The following is a 15,933-nucleotide window of genomic DNA, read 5'->3' as shown; positions in this document are numbered from 1 at the left end:
TTTGAAATGATGATTAAGAAATATAAAAACATCCTAAAAAAGTCATTGTTTTTTTTGGCTGCTACAACGTTCCTTACCGCATGTGTCAATAAAGATGAATTTTTCCTGTTGGAAGACAGAAGCGGAATTGATGCAGCGATATGGAGTACCGAAGGTGCTGTAGAAATGCATTTGAGGGAGACTTACGATATGTCTACACCTCGTTTTCCTCATCAGGATACTTATGACCGTTACCCAATTCATCTGGCAAGTGACGAAAATTATTTTTCAGGTAATGATACCTGGGCAAAAGCAGCATTGGGAGTGCAAGGCTTTTTAGCAAACAACGATGTCAGGTTTGTGGGTAACAAATACCAGGGGAACAACTTTGGTGATAACCGGTATTTCGATATCGCGCGCTGTAATAATGGCATTGTTAATATACCTGCGGGTACAATGCCAGATGCAATAAAAAAGAGATTTATTGGTCAGTATTATGCGTTGAGGGCTTTAAATTATTTCGAGCTCGTGAAAGTTTATGGTGGTGTACCGCTCGTGTTGACACCTCAAAGCCCTGGTACATTAAATGTAGGTGGAAGAGCCAGCGCGAAGGAATGTTTCGACCAGATTGTTAAAGATCTGGATCTCGCGATTGAGAATTTACAAGGTACTACCTGGGGAGATAGTGATGGTAGAGGTAGAATTTCAGTCGAAATTGCAACTTGTTTGAAAGCTAAGGTGCTATTGTACTGGGCCAGCCCACAATTTAATCCAGGAAATGACCAATCAAGATGGCAGACCGCTTTACAGGCCAACAAGGCAGCTTATGATATGTGTACCACGAATGGGCGTGATCTTGTACCTAACTATGCAGACATATTTTTATTGGAAGGAACACAGAACAAAGAAGCGATATTTGTACGCACTTATTCTTCAACTGTAGAAAGAAGAGGCCATAATACGGAGAATAAAGTTAGACCCAATACTGAAGGTGGTTCTTCCAATGCTGCATTTATACCTACTTTACAGTTATTGAATGCCTATCCCATGAGCGATGGTAATGCAATTAGTTATACCGGTGCGAACAAAGGAAATGTGACCTATGATGCAACTATGTTCTGGCAAAACAGAGATCCAAGGTTTGAGGCTACTTTCGCTTATAACGGAAGCCTGTGGCCGCTTAGTGGTAAAACAAACCGAAGACAATGGAATTATGTAAATGCAACAGGTGAAACTGCAAATTATGGCGTGTATTGTCGAAAATTCTCTATCCCATCTATCGCATCTGGTGCTGTTGCTTATTCCAATAACCTTGGAGGTAATGGTATGGACTGGATTGACTTGCGTTTTGCTGAAGTGATTTTGAGTTACGCGGAATGTGCAAATGAAACAAGTGACCTTGGTCTTGCAAAAACTTTGGTGGGAAAAGTTAGAATGAGAGCAGGTTTGGGCAAGGGTACAAACCCACGTGATTTTGGTTTAGAAAATGTTAGTGGTACGGCCGATATGCGCGAATTCATTACTAATGAAAGAATGATAGAGTTTGCTTTTGAAAATAAGCGTAATTCTGATCTGAGAAGGTTGAGGAAATGGCACTTACTATCTGGTACGATCCAAACCATTCGGATTGAACTGCAAAGATCCGGAGACAGGGCGAGTCTTGAATCTGTTAATCCGACTAATTCTGCACTTTTAAGAAGGGATACATTAGATTTTAACAAGAAAAGCACCTATACCCATTTCTTTAAGAACACTGTACTAACTCCATCTGGTATAGGCTCATTCAGTATTCCTGAATACCACTATTTTTATACTTTCCACAACGATTTTATGTATTCAAGTCCATTACTTCAAGCTACAATTGGCTGGGCTGGAGGAACTTTTGATCCGTTAAAATAGTCAGGTTGTTTTAATTAGAAAAATTTAAGATGAAAATAAAAAGATTTAAAATAGCTTATGTATTGGTAGCCCTCGCGCTTTCTTTTGGCGCCTGTAAAAAAGAAGCACCAAACATCTATAATATGTTTAATGATGTATCGGTATCATTTAAAGGTGATCATCCTTTCAGCGTGGTTGATTACAAGCAGGTAAATGATGGGGATAGCGTTTACATAGATTTTACTATTAATTCGGCAAAAGACGATATGTCTGCTGTATGTATTAGAAGGGAAGGGCAGGAAACACCTGTTCTACAGATTCCAATCCCGGATGGAGCAGACAAACGTTCCTACTCAGGTGTTTATAAGCTAAAGGCAACACGTGCAGGTGAGAATAAATATCGTGTATATGCATTGAACAAGCAGGCTCAATACATTGGAGACGGTTATAAATTTGTTGTATTTAATGTAACTCCAGGTTTTACGCTAATCGCGAACAGAAGGGTGTACTTGCCCGATACTACGGCTAAAGTACAACCGTGTTATTATTCTGTAAAATTGGGACAGAGTTTCAGTTACCAAAATGGAAAGGATGTTTCTGCCGACATTGACTTTGGCGTGTATAGAACGCAGGATCTTACTGGAACTAATTCAAATGCAACAGGAGGGTATTTTTATCATTTGTATTCACTGAGTGCCAATCCGCTGTTTTTCGATATTAATGATATCAGCACCTGGACGAAGAGAACAACTTTGTTTAGCAACCAGTTAAGTGAGACAAATGTATTCAATAACAACTTAACCTCGTCTTCTGCCATTGAAACCACGGCATTAACGAAAACTATCAATTTGACAGAAACAGCCAGAGCTCCGGGCAATGCAATCCGGCCCGGTTCTGTGGTCTATTTTAAAACCCCGGAGGGGAAATATGGGGCTATTCATTTTAAACAGATCACCGCTGATTTGCAAGGTAAGGTCTTTTGTTCGATCAACGTGAAAGTTCAAAATTAATTGTGTGTGTTAAAGGCTGCTACCGAAAGGTGCAGCCTTTTTTGATCGCTCACAAAATGTACTGAATACGCTTATGATAGCTTCATAACCGATAAAAGACAAAATATATACCAATGAAAATTTTTTGTAAAAGAACCTTCCGTACTTTATTGCTGTTTGTATTCCTCCACTCATTGTGTATTGAACAGGTTGATGCTCAAAAACCTTTGTACAAGCTAATTGGAGAACATTACACTACAGTGAAATTGTCAGAATTTGTGAATGTCTTTTCTGACGCTAAAAACAGCGTTGCAAGGATTAGTAAGCAAATAAATGGATTGGAAGCAGTTAAGATGCCGCTAACCAGCAACCTTGTAAAAGGTGGAACGTTAAAGTTTACAACGAATAGTCAGTGTTATCTATTAATCGGAATTTTCAGAGATTCATCGGCTGTTATAACATCATCTTCATTAAGTGCAATCAATTTTGGTCATGACGAATTGAAGAAAACTCCGATTATTAAAAATGCAATCAGTATAACGGGTTTGCCGGCTGTTGATGTGTACGCTGTTAGGTATAAGAAAGGGGTACACGACTTAAAATGGACTGATAATCTTTTTATGATCCTGGGTGCGGTATCTTCAATAACCAATTTCACCGGGCAGGATGCCGGCTGTCCGGATGGACGACTATGGGAGCCTTTCTATATTGACGGTTTTGCTTCGAAAAAGGCATTGTTTGAAATTGTCGGTGGTTTGGATAAGCCTGTTTTGGATGAGGGAATGGATGGAACAGAAGATATATACGGTGGATTTGAAGGAGGTGTTTGTGTTAAGATTGAGGGAGTCTACCATATGTTTCCTACTGAACGTGCCGGGGAAAAAGGAAAAGACTATGTTTATGACCGTGTTAAAACAAGGATAGGACATTGGACAAGCAAGGATGCTGTAAACTGGAAAAGAGTTTCTACCATTTACCAGGCAAGCGGAACTTATTCTGTTACGCATGACGATAATCCGTTAAACGACAGGAGGGGAGCTATATGGTCGTACATGCCTGTGTTTAACGAAAAGGCTAATAAATGGTATGGTTACTATTTAGCGTATACAGTAGATAAGGAAATATCTCCCAATCATTCATTTGGCAGGATTTGGAGAACAGAATCTGAAACCCCGGGTAGGACGGGAATAGGCGGTCCATATAAAGAAGGTGTAATTATTATGGAGCCAGGTCTTGATACGCAATTGTGGGAAGGCAGACAGGGAGTAGATTCCTTTTTCCCTTATCAGATTGGTCATAACGAATGGCTGGCATTTTATGGTGGTGCTTACCCCTATAAATCCATTAAGGATTATCCGGATAAACCGGGTAAAGGATGGTTTGTTGGTTTGGCGAAGTCGCAATCTATGGAGGGCCCATGGACACGAATGGATACTACAATAAACCCGATCAAAACCATTCATCCATGGTTTATCGAAAATCCTATAGTTTACAAGCTGTCAGAAGAATGCTATATCACCATTTTTGATGGAGGACCGGAAGGCTGGGGACATCATTTACCTAATATGATCGGTTATTCCTTATCAAAGGACGGTTACAACTGGTCGGAAGCTGCTTATCTGCCAATCGAAACCAAAGTCAAAAAATGGTGGGACATTATGCGAACACCAATGTGTTTAATAGATGAAGGGAATGACATATTTACCATTGTTTATGCTGCTATTGATCTTAAAAAGAGGTTTCATCCAATGGGAAAGGTACAGGTTAAACTCAATAGAGATGTTTTAAAAGACAGATCTTTATGAACGAGATTATAACCTGGAGAAGTCATGTTATCGCATTTTTCCAGCCATTGTAGGCCAGGTTAATTTTGGTCTTATCTTTAACAGGTTGAAGTGTTGTCTTCTCTGAATTTAATGTTTCCAACTGAGCTATACTCTTAAAAAAGCCTGTTTTTAATCCTGCCAGGTAAGCCACGCCCAATGCCGATACATCGGGCATTCCCATATTAGAAACATTTTTGTTCAGCAGATCGGCCATGAATTGCAGTACAAAGCCATTGCCGGTCATCCCACCATTTACCATCAATCCAGCCAATGCTATACCCGTATCTTTTTCCATAGCGGCCACCACATCTTTAATCTGGTAAGGAACCGACTCCAGTGCAGCCCTTACAATATGGTTTTTATTGGCGCCAAAACTGAGCCCGCTGATTTCGGCTTTTCGGTTCATTTGCCAATAGGGGGCTCCGAGGCCACTGAAAGCCGGGACCAGGTAAACACCGTTATTGTCCGCTACAGATCTGGCCATACTTTCTGTTTCCGCATTGCTTGAAAAAAGGTTCAGTTCATTTTTAAGCCATTCGATGGTAGATCCACAGGAAACGATTACACCTTCCAGTGCATAAGCGATTTGATCTTCTGTGCTCCAGCAAATAGTGCTGATCATCCCGCTGCCGGAAGATTGGAGTTCCGGGCCGATATTCATCAGAATGGAACATCCTGTGCCCAGGGTTGCTTTTGCAGTTCCGGTACTGAAACAACCTTCACCAAAGGCAGCAGCATGGGAATCACCGATCATTGCAGTAACAGACAGCTCAGCTGGCATCAGTTTGTTAAAATCAGTTGTTCCGAAAAAACAGGACGATGGTTTAATGGAAGGAAGGTTTAATGTGGAGAGCTCAAAAATGTCCAGCAATTCCCGGTCCCAGGTTAGGGAACTGAGATTAAAAAACAGCGTTCTGGAAGCATTGGTGTAATCTGTAAAATAAGATTTACCATCAGTTAGCTTGTACAGCAACCAGGTATCAATAGTGCCAAAATAAGCTTTTCCACTATCAATGGCTTTTTTGATTTTTTCGTCATGTTGATACAACCAGATCAGCTTTGTCCCGGAAAAATAAGGGTCGATTATTAATCCGGTTTTTGCTTTGATCATTTCAGTCAATCCATAACCGGATAGTTTATTGCAAATCTCTACCGAGCGCTTGCACTGCCATACAATAGCATTGTGCAGTGGTATACCCTGATCATCCCATATCACAAAGGTTTCCCTTTGGTTAGAAATGCCGGAGGTTTGTATTTCGGTCAAACTGCCTCCCTTTGATTTAAAATCTGCTAAGCAGGATGTTAAAGAATGCAATACATTCTGGTAAATCTCCTCAGGATCCTGTTCCACAAAACCATCTCCGTAAAAGATACTTTTTAGCGGGACTGATCCTTTGGCGAATACTTTACCGTATTCATCAAACAGGAGCGTTTTAGTACTGCTTGTCCCTTGATCTATTGATAATACATAGCGCATGCTTAGTTATTTTTGGAGTTCGATTTGTCAATAATTACCGCTAATAAAATAACAGCTCCTTTTACAACTTGTTGCCAGAATGGAGAAACATTTAACAGAACCAGTCCGTTGTTTAAAACCCCTATGATGATAGCACCAAGTACTGTTCCCATGATGGTGCCTTTGCCGCCTGACAACGAAGTGCCTCCTATAACAACAGCAGCAATGGAATCCAGTTCGTAGCTATTACCTGCATTAGGTTGCGCAGAATCCAGTCGGGATGTAACAATGAGTCCACCAACGGCTGCCAGGGCACCAGCAATGGAATATACAATGATTTTAACCTTGCTAATATTGATTCCCGATAATCTGGAAGCATTTTCATTACCACCGATAGCATAGATATACCTTCCTAACCTTGTTTTTGTAGTCAGGATCACAGCGGCAACTACTACAATTGCAGAAATCCATACCGGAACAGGAATACCAAGTAACCAGCCTGTACCGAGATAAGAGAACTGATCGCCCAGGCCTGAAATAGGGAAGCCTTGTGTATACAGTAATGTTAAACCTCTGGCAATGGTCAACATGGCAAGCGTTGCGATAAAAGAGGGGACTTTGAATTTTGTAATTGCCCAGCCGTTAAATGCCCCCAAAGAGGTTCCTGCAAGGATCCCGGCCAACATTGCACCAACAATGGTGAAGCCTACATAAAGATTGAATTCAGGCACCGCAATGCCATTTTTTAGAAGTCCCGCTGTTAGCGCTCCGCACAAGGCCAGTACAGATCCTACCGATAAATCTATTCCAGCAGTTAACACGACCAGGGTCATGCCTACGGAAATACAAATGTTAACCGAAATTTGCCGCATTACATTCCATCCGTTAGATAGCGTAAGGAACTTATCCGATACTATACTGATCAACAGACATAGCATAAATAAGGCTATTAATGACTGGAATTTTATAAAATAAGGTTTATATAGTTTTAAGTCCATTTTAAATTGATTTAGGAATTGCTGCTTTTAAAATACATGCTTCATTGGCTTCACCAATAGGGATTTGTGCAGTAATATTTCCCTCCGACATCACCATCACCCGGTCCGATACGGCTAAGATCTCCGGAAGTTCTGATGACACCATAATGATTCCCATTCCTTTGTCAGCAAGGGCCAGAATAAGCTTGTAGATCTCATTTTTTGCGTTTATATCGATGCCGCGGGTAGGCTCGTCTAACAGAAATATTTTTGGATTTGTAGCCAGCCATTTGGCGATTACAATTTTTTGCTGATTACCACCGCTTAAGTCGCCTGCCACTTGTTTCCCCGAAGATGTTTTAATCTTAAGTTCAGCCCGGTACTTGTCGCTTAACTGGGTTTCTTTCCGTACTTCCAGCAATCCCAGGTTTTCCATCTCTTTTAGTGTAGTAATCCCAATGTTCTGTTGAACGTCAAGCCCCAATAAAAGACCGTCTTTCTTCCTGTCTTCGGGAACTAAAGCGAGGCCTGCCTTTATGGCTTCAGCGGCTGTGGCAATTGAAATCGTATTCCCTTCAATCTTTAGTTCACCGGTAACCGATTTCGGATGAATTCCAAAAATTGCTTCCAATAATTCTGTTCTTCCAGCGCCCATCAATCCGAATATCCCCAAGATTTCTCCTTTTTTTAGACTGAAGGATATGTTTTTGAGTAAATATTCATTTTTCTTATTCGGGTGTTTTAGACAAAAGTCCTTTGCACTGAATAAATCTTCCTCACTTAACGCCGAGCTTTGTTTTCTGATCAGGTTAATTTCTCTGCCGACCATTTTATGAATAACATCATCAGGACTGATCTCGTCAATATCGCCACATTCTATTACTTTTCCATCTCTTAGAATTACATACCTGTCGGCAATTTTAAACAGCTCATCTAATTTGTGGGAAATATAGACAATGGCTTTATGTTCTTTTCGCAGGTCCTTAATGATTTCAAATAGAATTTTTACTTCATTGTCACTTATAGCAGAGGTCGGCTCGTCCATAATAATAACTTCCGATTCTGTAAGCAAAGCCTTTGCAATTTCCACGACCTGCTGTTGCCCGACTTTAATGTCGATAATCAAAGTGTCGGGATCAACATTAAGTTTTAAGCGGTTTAACAATTCCTGCGTTTTTAGCCGCATTCTTTTTTTATCCAGCTCTCCCCAGGAGGTGGTCAGCTCGCGACCTAAGAATATATTTTCCGTAATACTCAAATAGGGGATGAGGTTTAACTCCTGATGAATAATTGAAATGCCCAATGCTTGTGCTTGTTTTGGGTTTGAAAAATTAACAGTTTTGCCTTTAAAAATGATTTTTCCCTCGTAATCAGGATATACGCCCGACAGAATTTTCATCAATGTCGATTTCCCTGCACCATTTTCGCCAATAATAGCTGTTACCTGACCCGCATGAACGTCCAGGTTAATCTGATCAAGTGCTTTGACCCCAGCGAAACTTTTACTTATATTTTCTACAACCAGCATGTTGACTCTTATTTAAGTATTCTTAATTGTACGGGTGTAACTTCTATATCACTTAGTTTAAGAAACTTACTGTTTAGCTCAATAGCACCGATAAACTGGATACGATCACCGGCTTTAACATTCTTCTTAAAGTCGGGTAATACCTCTTCTCTGATGAGCTTATTTATTCCTGCGGAAATCTCGTTGAAATCTGATGTATTGTCAAATTCATTCATACTGATTAATCCGGAAGCATCTCTAACCGCATTTCCAAATACATATTCAGTCGCTATACGTACTGAAATATGCTGCGAGTTCGTTTGAACAGATACTGTGGTCTCATTTTCGTTGATGTTTTCAACTTTACCCTCTCCCTTAATCATAAAGTACTTCAAGTCTCCAATCCCCAAAGCATTACCTTTTTCTTTAAAGGCTTTTTTAGGATCGGCTTTAAGCAGCTCAATCAATTCACCAAAAGGCAGACTTTTGTTTAAGGAAGGAATTAGTTTTTGATTCCAGAATGACCTGGTATAGGTAGCTATATTTATTTTTCCGGTTGAAGTAGAGGCCTGCATTTCATTGAGTTTTTTGAAATACACAGAATGATAACCAACAAAAAGAATAGCAACAACTATAAAAAGATATTTTAAAAACTGCTTCATAACTTAGTTTGAAATGTAATTTTTAACATTTTCGGCTGTTACCAGTTCAACAGCTACCGGTACTTTTTGTGGGAAATCGCGTTTGCCCTTAAAGTACTCCTGGGCATACAGCGCTGCGGTTTCTGCCATAATTTTAGGATATTGCATTCCGGTTGCCTTAATTTTGTTTTCATTTATAGACCGGAGGGCATCATCAGCGCCGTCGAAGCCAAATACCTGGACATGATTGGCTTTTCCTGCCGCATACAGCGCCTGGTAGGCACCCATTGCCATGGCATCATTCCCACAAAAAACTGCATCAATATCTGGGTTAGCCTGTAAAACAGATTCAAGAACTTCCATAGCTTTATTTCTGTCGAAATCAGCACTTTGCTGAGCAACCATTTTTAATCCCGGATAATGATCAACCACACTGTGGAAACCCTTGGAGCGGGCCCAGGTATTGTTGTCGCCCACAAGGCCCAGTATTTCAACATATTTACCTGTCTTATTTAGTCGTTTTACAAAATATTTGCCAATGGCAATGCAACCGGAATAACTATCAGACAGAATTTGAGAAGTAGCAGATTTGGTAGAGTTGATCTCTCTATCCATACAAAACACTGGAACGTTTGCAGTTTTGGCTTTAGATACATTGGCGATTGAGCCATCAGCATCAGTAGGATTAAACAAAATGGCGTTATATCCAGAGCTAATTACATTTTCAAAATGATCAGCTTCAAGTGCTGTATTGTTTTGAGAATCAAATATTTTTGCTTCGTAACCTAATGATCTTGCTTTTGCAGCAGCGGTTTCCGCTAACACCACGAACCAGGGATTATTTAAGGTAGATACAATTACAGCAATTTTTTTAGGTTCATCAGCTGTATTTTTGTTTCTGCAGGAGCTTATTGTTAGCAATGACAGCATTAAAAAGAATACATAAATTCTCTTCATAAGTTTACAGGATTATATTTGGTTAGGTTGTGTTTTTGGTTTTTATCAGCTCAATAGCTTCATTGCGGCTGTCAGAATTCCTTGTTCAGAGATTTCATAGTGGTTAAATATCTCATTCTGGGAACCTGTTACCGTATATTCATCCGGGATACCCATAATTTTAAAACGATTTCTGTAATTGTTTTCCATTAAAAAGGAGGCGCAGGCTTCACCCAATCCACCGTAAATACTATGTTCTTCGACGGTGATAATGGGCTTGCCCGTCTCAGCGAATTTTGAAATTAAGTCGTAATCCAGTGGTTTGATGGTATGCATACTCAATACTGCGGCCTGAATGCCGTATTCAGACTGAAGTTTTTCTGCCGCCTGTAGTGCCGGGAATACAGTTTCTCCAGTTCCAATAATGGTCAGATCAGTTCCTTCTTTAATAATTCTTCCTTTTCCAAATTGAAAATCAGTACCATTTTCTACCAGGTAGGGCATGTTCTTTTTGCCAAACCTGATATAAACCGGTTGGTTTAAGGATGCAGCGTGGATAATTGCTTGCTCGGTTTCATAATTGTCTGCCGGAGCAACAATAATGAGGTTATTTACAGCCCTCAAAGCAGCGTAATCATGTAGACTGTGGTGTGTGGATCCCAAAGCACCATAACTTACCCCGGCGCTGATACCGATGAGGTTAACCGGGTTGTCTGAATAAGCTACATCATTCTTAATTTGCTCGAATGACCTGGCAGTAAGGAAGCATGCTGGCGATACGGCAAATACTTTTTTTCCCGTAGAGGCAATTCCCGCTGCAACGCCCACCAGATTTTGTTCTGCGATGCCGATCTCAATGATCTGTTTAGGGAATTTGTCCCCAAAAGGCACTAGCTTTCCCGAACCCCTGGAATCACTGGTTACCACAATAATATCTTTGTCGGTCTGAGCGAGATTTTGAAGTACTTCTGAAAAAACTTCAAGGTTTGCCCGGCCGGTTTCCATTCTTCTATTTACAACTGTTTCCACCATATTTAGTTTATATTGAAGCCAACGTGCTGTCTAATTCCTGCAAAGCAGATTCGTATTGCTGTTCAGAAGGTACGCCATGATGCCATTTGATCTGATTCTCCATATAGCTGATGCCTTTCCCTTTGATGGTATGCGCAATGATCATACTGGGTTTGTTTGTTTCAAAAGGTATACTTGCCAGGACCTCTTTTAGTTGTGCATGATTATGGCCGTCGACATGCTTAACAGCCCAGCCGAAACTCTCAAATTTTTGATCTATCGGATCGGTGTTGCATACATCAGTTGTTTTGCCGGTAATCTGAAGCTTATTGTGGTCGATAATGGCACAGAGGTTATCCAGTTTGTAATGGGCAGCAGTTAAAGCGGCTTCCCAGTTAGAACCTTCAGGTAGCTCTCCATCGCCCAGCAAGGTGAAAACTTTATAGCTTTTGTCGTCAAGCTTTGCAGCAAGGGCGGTCCCTACACTTAAAGGTAATCCATGACCTAAGGCACCTGTATTTTGTTCAATGCCATTAACCTTTTTCGTAGGGTGTCCGATATAATGTGATTTATATTTACATAAGGTCTCCAGATCCGACTCCGGGAAAAAACCTTTGTCGGCCAGAACCACAAACAGTGCTTCTACACAATGTCCTTTGCTTTGAATGTAACGGTCTCTGTCGGGAGATTTTATAGTGGACGGGCTTACATTCATAATGTCATTATAAAGCACATTCAGAATGTCTATGCAGGATAGGCTTCCTCCAGTATGACCGGCCTTCGCTCCGAAAATGTATTTCAGTATCTTTTTCCGGTAGTCTAGTGATTTTGCTTTAAGGTCTTTGTCTGTCATAGTTTTAAATCAAAACATTGGTTAATGTTCATAAATTTCCCATCCCATATAATTTTCAAAAGCTTCTTTCAGTATGGCCCCACTTTTCGATGCATTCATCACCACATGGTGCTCAAAACCGTTTCTGCAAACATATTGCATCAATCCCTGTAGGTTGTGAATTTTTGCTACAGCTCTGTTGCCAAAGGTATTCAGGGCATCATCGGTCAGTTCTCCTTCGCCGAAATAGGCTTTGATTACTCCACGGGTATCATCCGTACTAATTCTTCCGTAGGTAAGTGGCATCGCGGGTGTACGACCATCCAAAGCGCCGTAAGTATTTTCAACACCTACAGTGGTGCCTAAAATAGGGGCATTGCTGATTTGTATATCAGGTAGGAATGATTTTGCCCAGTTTCCGCAGTGAAATAACACGCACTTTTCGTCATCAGCTGCGTAATTGTTGTTCCAATCTACCAATGCACTAGGCGAACCTGAGGCAAGTTGCATGGCGTACATGGTTAATGTGCCGGTTACATCAACTTCGCAAGCACTTGGAAGCATGTTTTCGCTCATAATACTCATCGACGTACATACATTACAACCATAGTTTTGTTGGAGGGAAGTCCAGCATTGAATAGCAGTTGCATCCAGCGAATGGGTCTTCATAAATTCATTTAGCACTACATCAAGTTTAGCGATCTGAATCAATGCCTCGGGTGGGGTAGCACCTGATGGTGCATAATTATGGATCCTTTCCAGGTGGTCCTTAACCGATTGGTCATCTTTGGTTAGTTTATTCGCACTGCCAAGAATTTCAGAAAGGTCGGCAGTAACCACTGAGATACCGTGACGCTGTAGTATTTTTTCACTGTAGCGAACAGTATTAAAACCTCCTGGTCTTGCGCCAATGGCACCAATGCGTACATTTCTAAGGCCTTTTACAACCCTGCATACCGCGACGAAATTTTTAAGATCTTCAGTAAATGAAGGATCAGATGGATGGACAACATGTTTTGTCGTTAATGTGTACTTAATGCCAAACTGGTATAAATTATTACAAACGGAAATTTTACCACACCAGGAATCTCTTCTTCTTGCAACATCCAGTTTATCCAGATCATCCGGATAGGCCTGAATTAAGACCGGAACATTCAATTGGGAGAGTTTTAACGTTTCTGCAACACCTCTTTCATCACCAAAATTGGGCAACACAACCAAAACACCTGTAATCTCTTCGCGATGTTGTTTAAACAGTTCAGCACATTTTTGTGCATCATGAAAGGTTTCCACACCCCCAAGTTTCGATTGCCAATCCTCCAAAAGTATAGGCTTGATGTTCAGCTTCTCCAGTTCTTTCAAAATTTCTGCTCTTGCATCAGCCACCAACCGGTCAGGGAAAAAATCCCTGTTGCCAATAATTACGCCTAGTGTTGTTTGTTTTTCCATCAAATTAATCTGCTATGATTAGTTCTATTTCGTTTTCATTTAACAAATTCTTGTATTTTTCCTGTATGCCGGCATCCGTAATGATGTAGTCGATCAGTGATAAAGCGCCGAGACTGGCAAAAGAACTCTTTCCTATTTTTGTTGAATCGGCTACCAGGTAAGTGGTTTCTGCCGAATTGATCATAGCCCTTTTTACCACTAAGTCGCTGATACTCGGATAAGTTAATCCAGCTTTAAGAGAAAGTCCGGCTGTCGCAAGAAAGAGTTTATGTACGTTAAGCCCGTTAAAGAAATCGGCGGCTTTTTGTCCAGTTAGGGATAGGGTGGGTGGTTTAAATTCTCCACCGGTCATGATCACTTCAATACCCGGTTCCGCGCCCAGTAATAAAGCGATGTTTAAGGCATTAGTGATTACAGTTAAATTTTTAATTCCCTTTAGTTTCTTGGCGATTTCAGTCGTTGTCGATCCCGAATCAAGAATAATAGTATCGCCAGGTTCGATAAATTCCAGGCATTTTTTTGCGATAAGCTCCTTTTTGTCCAGGTTGTCCTGATGGCTCAATGAAAATGTACGAACTTGATTTTCGACATTTTTTAGAAAAGCCCCACCATGCTCCCTAAGTACCAAACCTTCTTTTTCTAATTTTTCCAGATCTTGCCGGATTGTAACTTCAGTTACTTTGAACAGTTTTGCAAGGCTTACAACCTTTGCTGAGCCATCTTCTTTTAAAAGCTCAAGTATCTTGTCTTTTCGTTGATTTGCAAGCATAATTTATCCTTGATGTATTGTGTATACTATTTGGTTATGATCAAAGTAAAACAAAAAATAATTAATAATCGAAGATAATCGAAAATAAACAAAGAATTTAGTTTGGTTTATTTTCGGTTATTTGTTGTTTTTCGAAAGTATTTTTTGCTGAACAGAACAGTGATTCCCTGATAGCGAGGATTTTAAAAATCGTCAAAAAAAATCGTCTCAGCTGCGTTTATGGCAAATGAGACGACACGGTAAATATGGAATAAGAAATTAGCTATTTAAAGGCTAACCTGCAAGGAGTAGTTATTTTCTGTGATGTATTGTTGCATATATCTCAATTTCTGATCAGAATTTAAACGCTTGATCGCAATAGATTTACTTCTTCTTATAGATTCTTTACTTAGCCCTAAATTCGTTGCTATATCTTCCAGTAACATTGGAGTGTCATTGTTTAGTCCGTAATACATACGAAGAATACGCGCTTCACGTTCTGTCAGATTGCCAATCATCAAATCTAAAGATTGTTGCCTGCCTTCAAGTTCTATCTGTTTATCTGGTGCACTGAAGGTATGATCCTCTAAAAAGCTCAATAATCCAGGTTTCTCCTCCTCCTCATCGCTTTCCAATGGAATGCCAAACGGAGAATCCATTAAGTAATCTTTAACTTTTTCTACAGCTATTCCGGTATATTCCGAAAGCTCATCAGGTGTCGGCATGCGTTCCAGTTGCTGTTCCAGATAATCCTGGGCCTTATAAACTTCAAAAATGTCATCTCTCTGATTGGTTGGCCTGCGGATCATACGTCTTTGTTCGCCAATGGTATGCATAATTGACTGTCTGATCCACCATACTGCAAAAGAAATAAATTTAAAACCTTTAGTCTCGTCAAATCGTTCGGCAGCTTTTACCAATCCTAAATTTCCTATGGAAACCAGATCGGGGAGGGAAAGTCCTTGTCCTTCATATTTTTTGGCTACTGAAACTACAAAACGAAGGTTTGAATTGATTAAACGTTGGAATGCCGCCTGGTCGCCTGCCTTAATTTTCCTGGCAAGTGCAATCTCTTCATCAACGCTTAAAACATTGTACTTCGCGATGTCGCTTAAATAACGCTGTAAGGAGGCATGACTACGATTTGTAATGGATTGCCCGATTTTAAGTGCTCTCATAATAACTGTATGTGTAGCTGTTGACTACCGGATTCATTTAACATACTTGAACTTATATTTGGTACATCAAATTTGAATAATTAGAATATATTATCTTTTATTATTATGAAATCGGGAGAATATTCTTTTTTGTTGTTGTTTGTTAGATTTTAAATCTGTTTATACCTTTTTAATTAAGGGTTCTTAGGAAAATTATCTTCATGCTCTGTTTACATAAAAGATATTAGTGCTTATATTTGTAATTATCTTAGTGTGTTGTTAATTGGCTTGTAATCAGTGGTGTTATGAGTATCAAGGTCTATTCGCTCTATGTGCATAAGGGAGATGGCGCCAACATCATTCGTAGCTCAGCCCTACCTTGTAAGAGGCTGCACCTACGAGGTACCTAGAAGGTAGGTATGAGGTACCTGGAACTTACCTACTTGTACCAGACCAAACCTGCGCCAATGCAGTGCCGCCTATGCTTGTCTTAAACCTGGCTTTTAAGTTTCGGATTTCTATATGATTTCCTGACTTATTTGTTTTT

At 40.2% G+C, this 15,933-nt stretch carries 13 protein-coding genes; 3 read left to right on the top strand and 10 right to left on the bottom strand.

Annotated elements, in window-relative coordinates; genetic code table 11:
* Positions 1-6: 6 nt before the first annotated feature.
* From R2Q84_RS18645 to R2Q84_RS18635, 3 genes are all read left to right on the top strand, one after another.
* Positions 7-1,878 carry a RagB/SusD family nutrient uptake outer membrane protein gene (locus R2Q84_RS18645; RefSeq protein ID WP_316818103.1) on the top strand — a complete coding sequence of 624 codons (1,872 nt, stop codon included), beginning with the start codon at positions 7-9 and terminating at the stop codon, positions 1,876-1,878.
* Between the two features lie 29 nt (positions 1,879-1,907).
* Positions 1,908-2,867 (top strand): hypothetical protein, encoded by a 960-nt coding sequence (locus R2Q84_RS18640; protein WP_316818102.1) that lies wholly within the window; start codon positions 1,908-1,910, stop codon positions 2,865-2,867.
* Positions 2,868-2,980: 113 nt separating this feature from the next.
* Complete coding sequence (locus tag R2Q84_RS18635; RefSeq protein ID WP_316818101.1) at positions 2,981-4,651, top strand: hypothetical protein; 1,671 nt, start codon at positions 2,981-2,983, stop codon at positions 4,649-4,651.
* Between the two features lie 22 nt (positions 4,652-4,673).
* Here the strand turns inward: R2Q84_RS18635 and R2Q84_RS18630 are convergent, their stop codons facing one another.
* The 10 genes from R2Q84_RS18630 to R2Q84_RS18585 form a co-directional block, all read right to left on the bottom strand.
* Positions 4,674-6,149 carry a glycerol kinase GlpK gene (locus tag R2Q84_RS18630; protein WP_316818100.1) on the bottom strand — a complete coding sequence of 492 codons (1,476 nt, stop codon included), beginning with the start codon at positions 6,147-6,149 and terminating at the stop codon, positions 4,674-4,676.
* Positions 6,150-6,151: 2 nt separating this feature from the next.
* Positions 6,152-7,126, bottom strand: coding sequence for an ABC transporter permease subunit (locus tag R2Q84_RS18625; RefSeq protein ID WP_316818099.1), 975 nt, complete (start codon positions 7,124-7,126; stop codon positions 6,152-6,154).
* Between the two features lies 1 nt (position 7,127).
* Positions 7,128-8,633 (bottom strand): sugar ABC transporter ATP-binding protein, encoded by a 1,506-nt coding sequence (locus R2Q84_RS18620; protein ID WP_316818098.1) that lies wholly within the window; start codon positions 8,631-8,633, stop codon positions 7,128-7,130.
* An 8-nt stretch (positions 8,634-8,641) separates the two neighbouring features.
* The gene (locus R2Q84_RS18615; protein ID WP_316818097.1) at positions 8,642-9,274 is read right to left on the bottom strand and encodes a DUF2291 domain-containing protein; all 633 of its coding nucleotides are present in this window, start codon (positions 9,272-9,274) and stop codon (positions 8,642-8,644) included.
* A 3-nt stretch (positions 9,275-9,277) separates the two neighbouring features.
* Complete coding sequence (locus tag R2Q84_RS18610) at positions 9,278-10,210, bottom strand: D-ribose ABC transporter substrate-binding protein (protein WP_316818096.1); 933 nt, start codon at positions 10,208-10,210, stop codon at positions 9,278-9,280.
* Between the two features lie 45 nt (positions 10,211-10,255).
* Positions 10,256-11,221 carry a transketolase family protein gene (locus tag R2Q84_RS18605; RefSeq protein WP_316818095.1) on the bottom strand — a complete coding sequence of 322 codons (966 nt, stop codon included), beginning with the start codon at positions 11,219-11,221 and terminating at the stop codon, positions 10,256-10,258.
* Between the two features lie 7 nt (positions 11,222-11,228).
* Positions 11,229-12,053, bottom strand: coding sequence for a transketolase (locus R2Q84_RS18600; RefSeq protein ID WP_316818094.1), 825 nt, complete (start codon positions 12,051-12,053; stop codon positions 11,229-11,231).
* 21 nt (positions 12,054-12,074) lie between these two features.
* Complete coding sequence (locus R2Q84_RS18595) at positions 12,075-13,481, bottom strand: L-fucose/L-arabinose isomerase family protein (RefSeq protein WP_316818093.1); 1,407 nt, start codon at positions 13,479-13,481, stop codon at positions 12,075-12,077.
* Between the two features lie 4 nt (positions 13,482-13,485).
* Positions 13,486-14,250, bottom strand: coding sequence for a DeoR/GlpR family DNA-binding transcription regulator (locus R2Q84_RS18590; RefSeq protein ID WP_316818092.1), 765 nt, complete (start codon positions 14,248-14,250; stop codon positions 13,486-13,488).
* A 266-nt stretch (positions 14,251-14,516) separates the two neighbouring features.
* Positions 14,517-15,407 carry an RNA polymerase sigma factor RpoD/SigA gene (locus R2Q84_RS18585; RefSeq protein WP_316818091.1) on the bottom strand — a complete coding sequence of 297 codons (891 nt, stop codon included), beginning with the start codon at positions 15,405-15,407 and terminating at the stop codon, positions 14,517-14,519.
* Positions 15,408-15,933 lie beyond the last annotated feature (526 nt).

The organism is Pedobacter nyackensis (assembly GCF_032678475.1).
GTDB lineage: Bacteria > Bacteroidota > Bacteroidia > Sphingobacteriales > Sphingobacteriaceae > Pedobacter > Pedobacter nyackensis_A.
This window is presented reverse-complemented; position numbering and strand designations above follow the sequence as displayed.

Excerpts from the sequence above, each read along its gene's own strand:
- R2Q84_RS18635 (WP_316818101.1), top strand. The coding sequence starts at position 2,981 with ATGAAAATTTTTTGTAAAAGAACCTTCCGTACTTTATTGCTGTTTGTA.
- R2Q84_RS18645 (WP_316818103.1), top strand. The coding sequence starts at position 7 with ATGATGATTAAGAAATATAAAAACATCCTAAAAAAGTCATTGTTTTTT.
- R2Q84_RS18610 (WP_316818096.1), bottom strand. The coding sequence starts at position 10,210 with ATGAAGAGAATTTATGTATTCTTTTTAATGCTGTCATTGCTAACAATA.
- R2Q84_RS18640 (WP_316818102.1), top strand. The coding sequence starts at position 1,908 with ATGAAAATAAAAAGATTTAAAATAGCTTATGTATTGGTAGCCCTCGCG.
- R2Q84_RS18620 (WP_316818098.1), bottom strand. The coding sequence starts at position 8,633 with ATGCTGGTTGTAGAAAATATAAGTAAAAGTTTCGCTGGGGTCAAAGCA.
- R2Q84_RS18600 (WP_316818094.1), bottom strand. The coding sequence starts at position 12,053 with ATGACAGACAAAGACCTTAAAGCAAAATCACTAGACTACCGGAAAAAG.
- R2Q84_RS18590 (WP_316818092.1), bottom strand. The coding sequence starts at position 14,250 with ATGCTTGCAAATCAACGAAAAGACAAGATACTTGAGCTTTTAAAAGAA.
- R2Q84_RS18595 (WP_316818093.1), bottom strand. The coding sequence starts at position 13,481 with ATGGAAAAACAAACAACACTAGGCGTAATTATTGGCAACAGGGATTTT.
- R2Q84_RS18625 (WP_316818099.1), bottom strand. The coding sequence starts at position 7,126 with ATGGACTTAAAACTATATAAACCTTATTTTATAAAATTCCAGTCATTA.
- R2Q84_RS18585 (WP_316818091.1), bottom strand. The coding sequence starts at position 15,407 with ATGAGAGCACTTAAAATCGGGCAATCCATTACAAATCGTAGTCATGCC.
- R2Q84_RS18615 (WP_316818097.1), bottom strand. The coding sequence starts at position 9,274 with ATGAAGCAGTTTTTAAAATATCTTTTTATAGTTGTTGCTATTCTTTTT.
- R2Q84_RS18630 (WP_316818100.1), bottom strand. The coding sequence starts at position 6,149 with ATGCGCTATGTATTATCAATAGATCAAGGGACAAGCAGTACTAAAACG.
- R2Q84_RS18605 (WP_316818095.1), bottom strand. The coding sequence starts at position 11,221 with ATGGTGGAAACAGTTGTAAATAGAAGAATGGAAACCGGCCGGGCAAAC.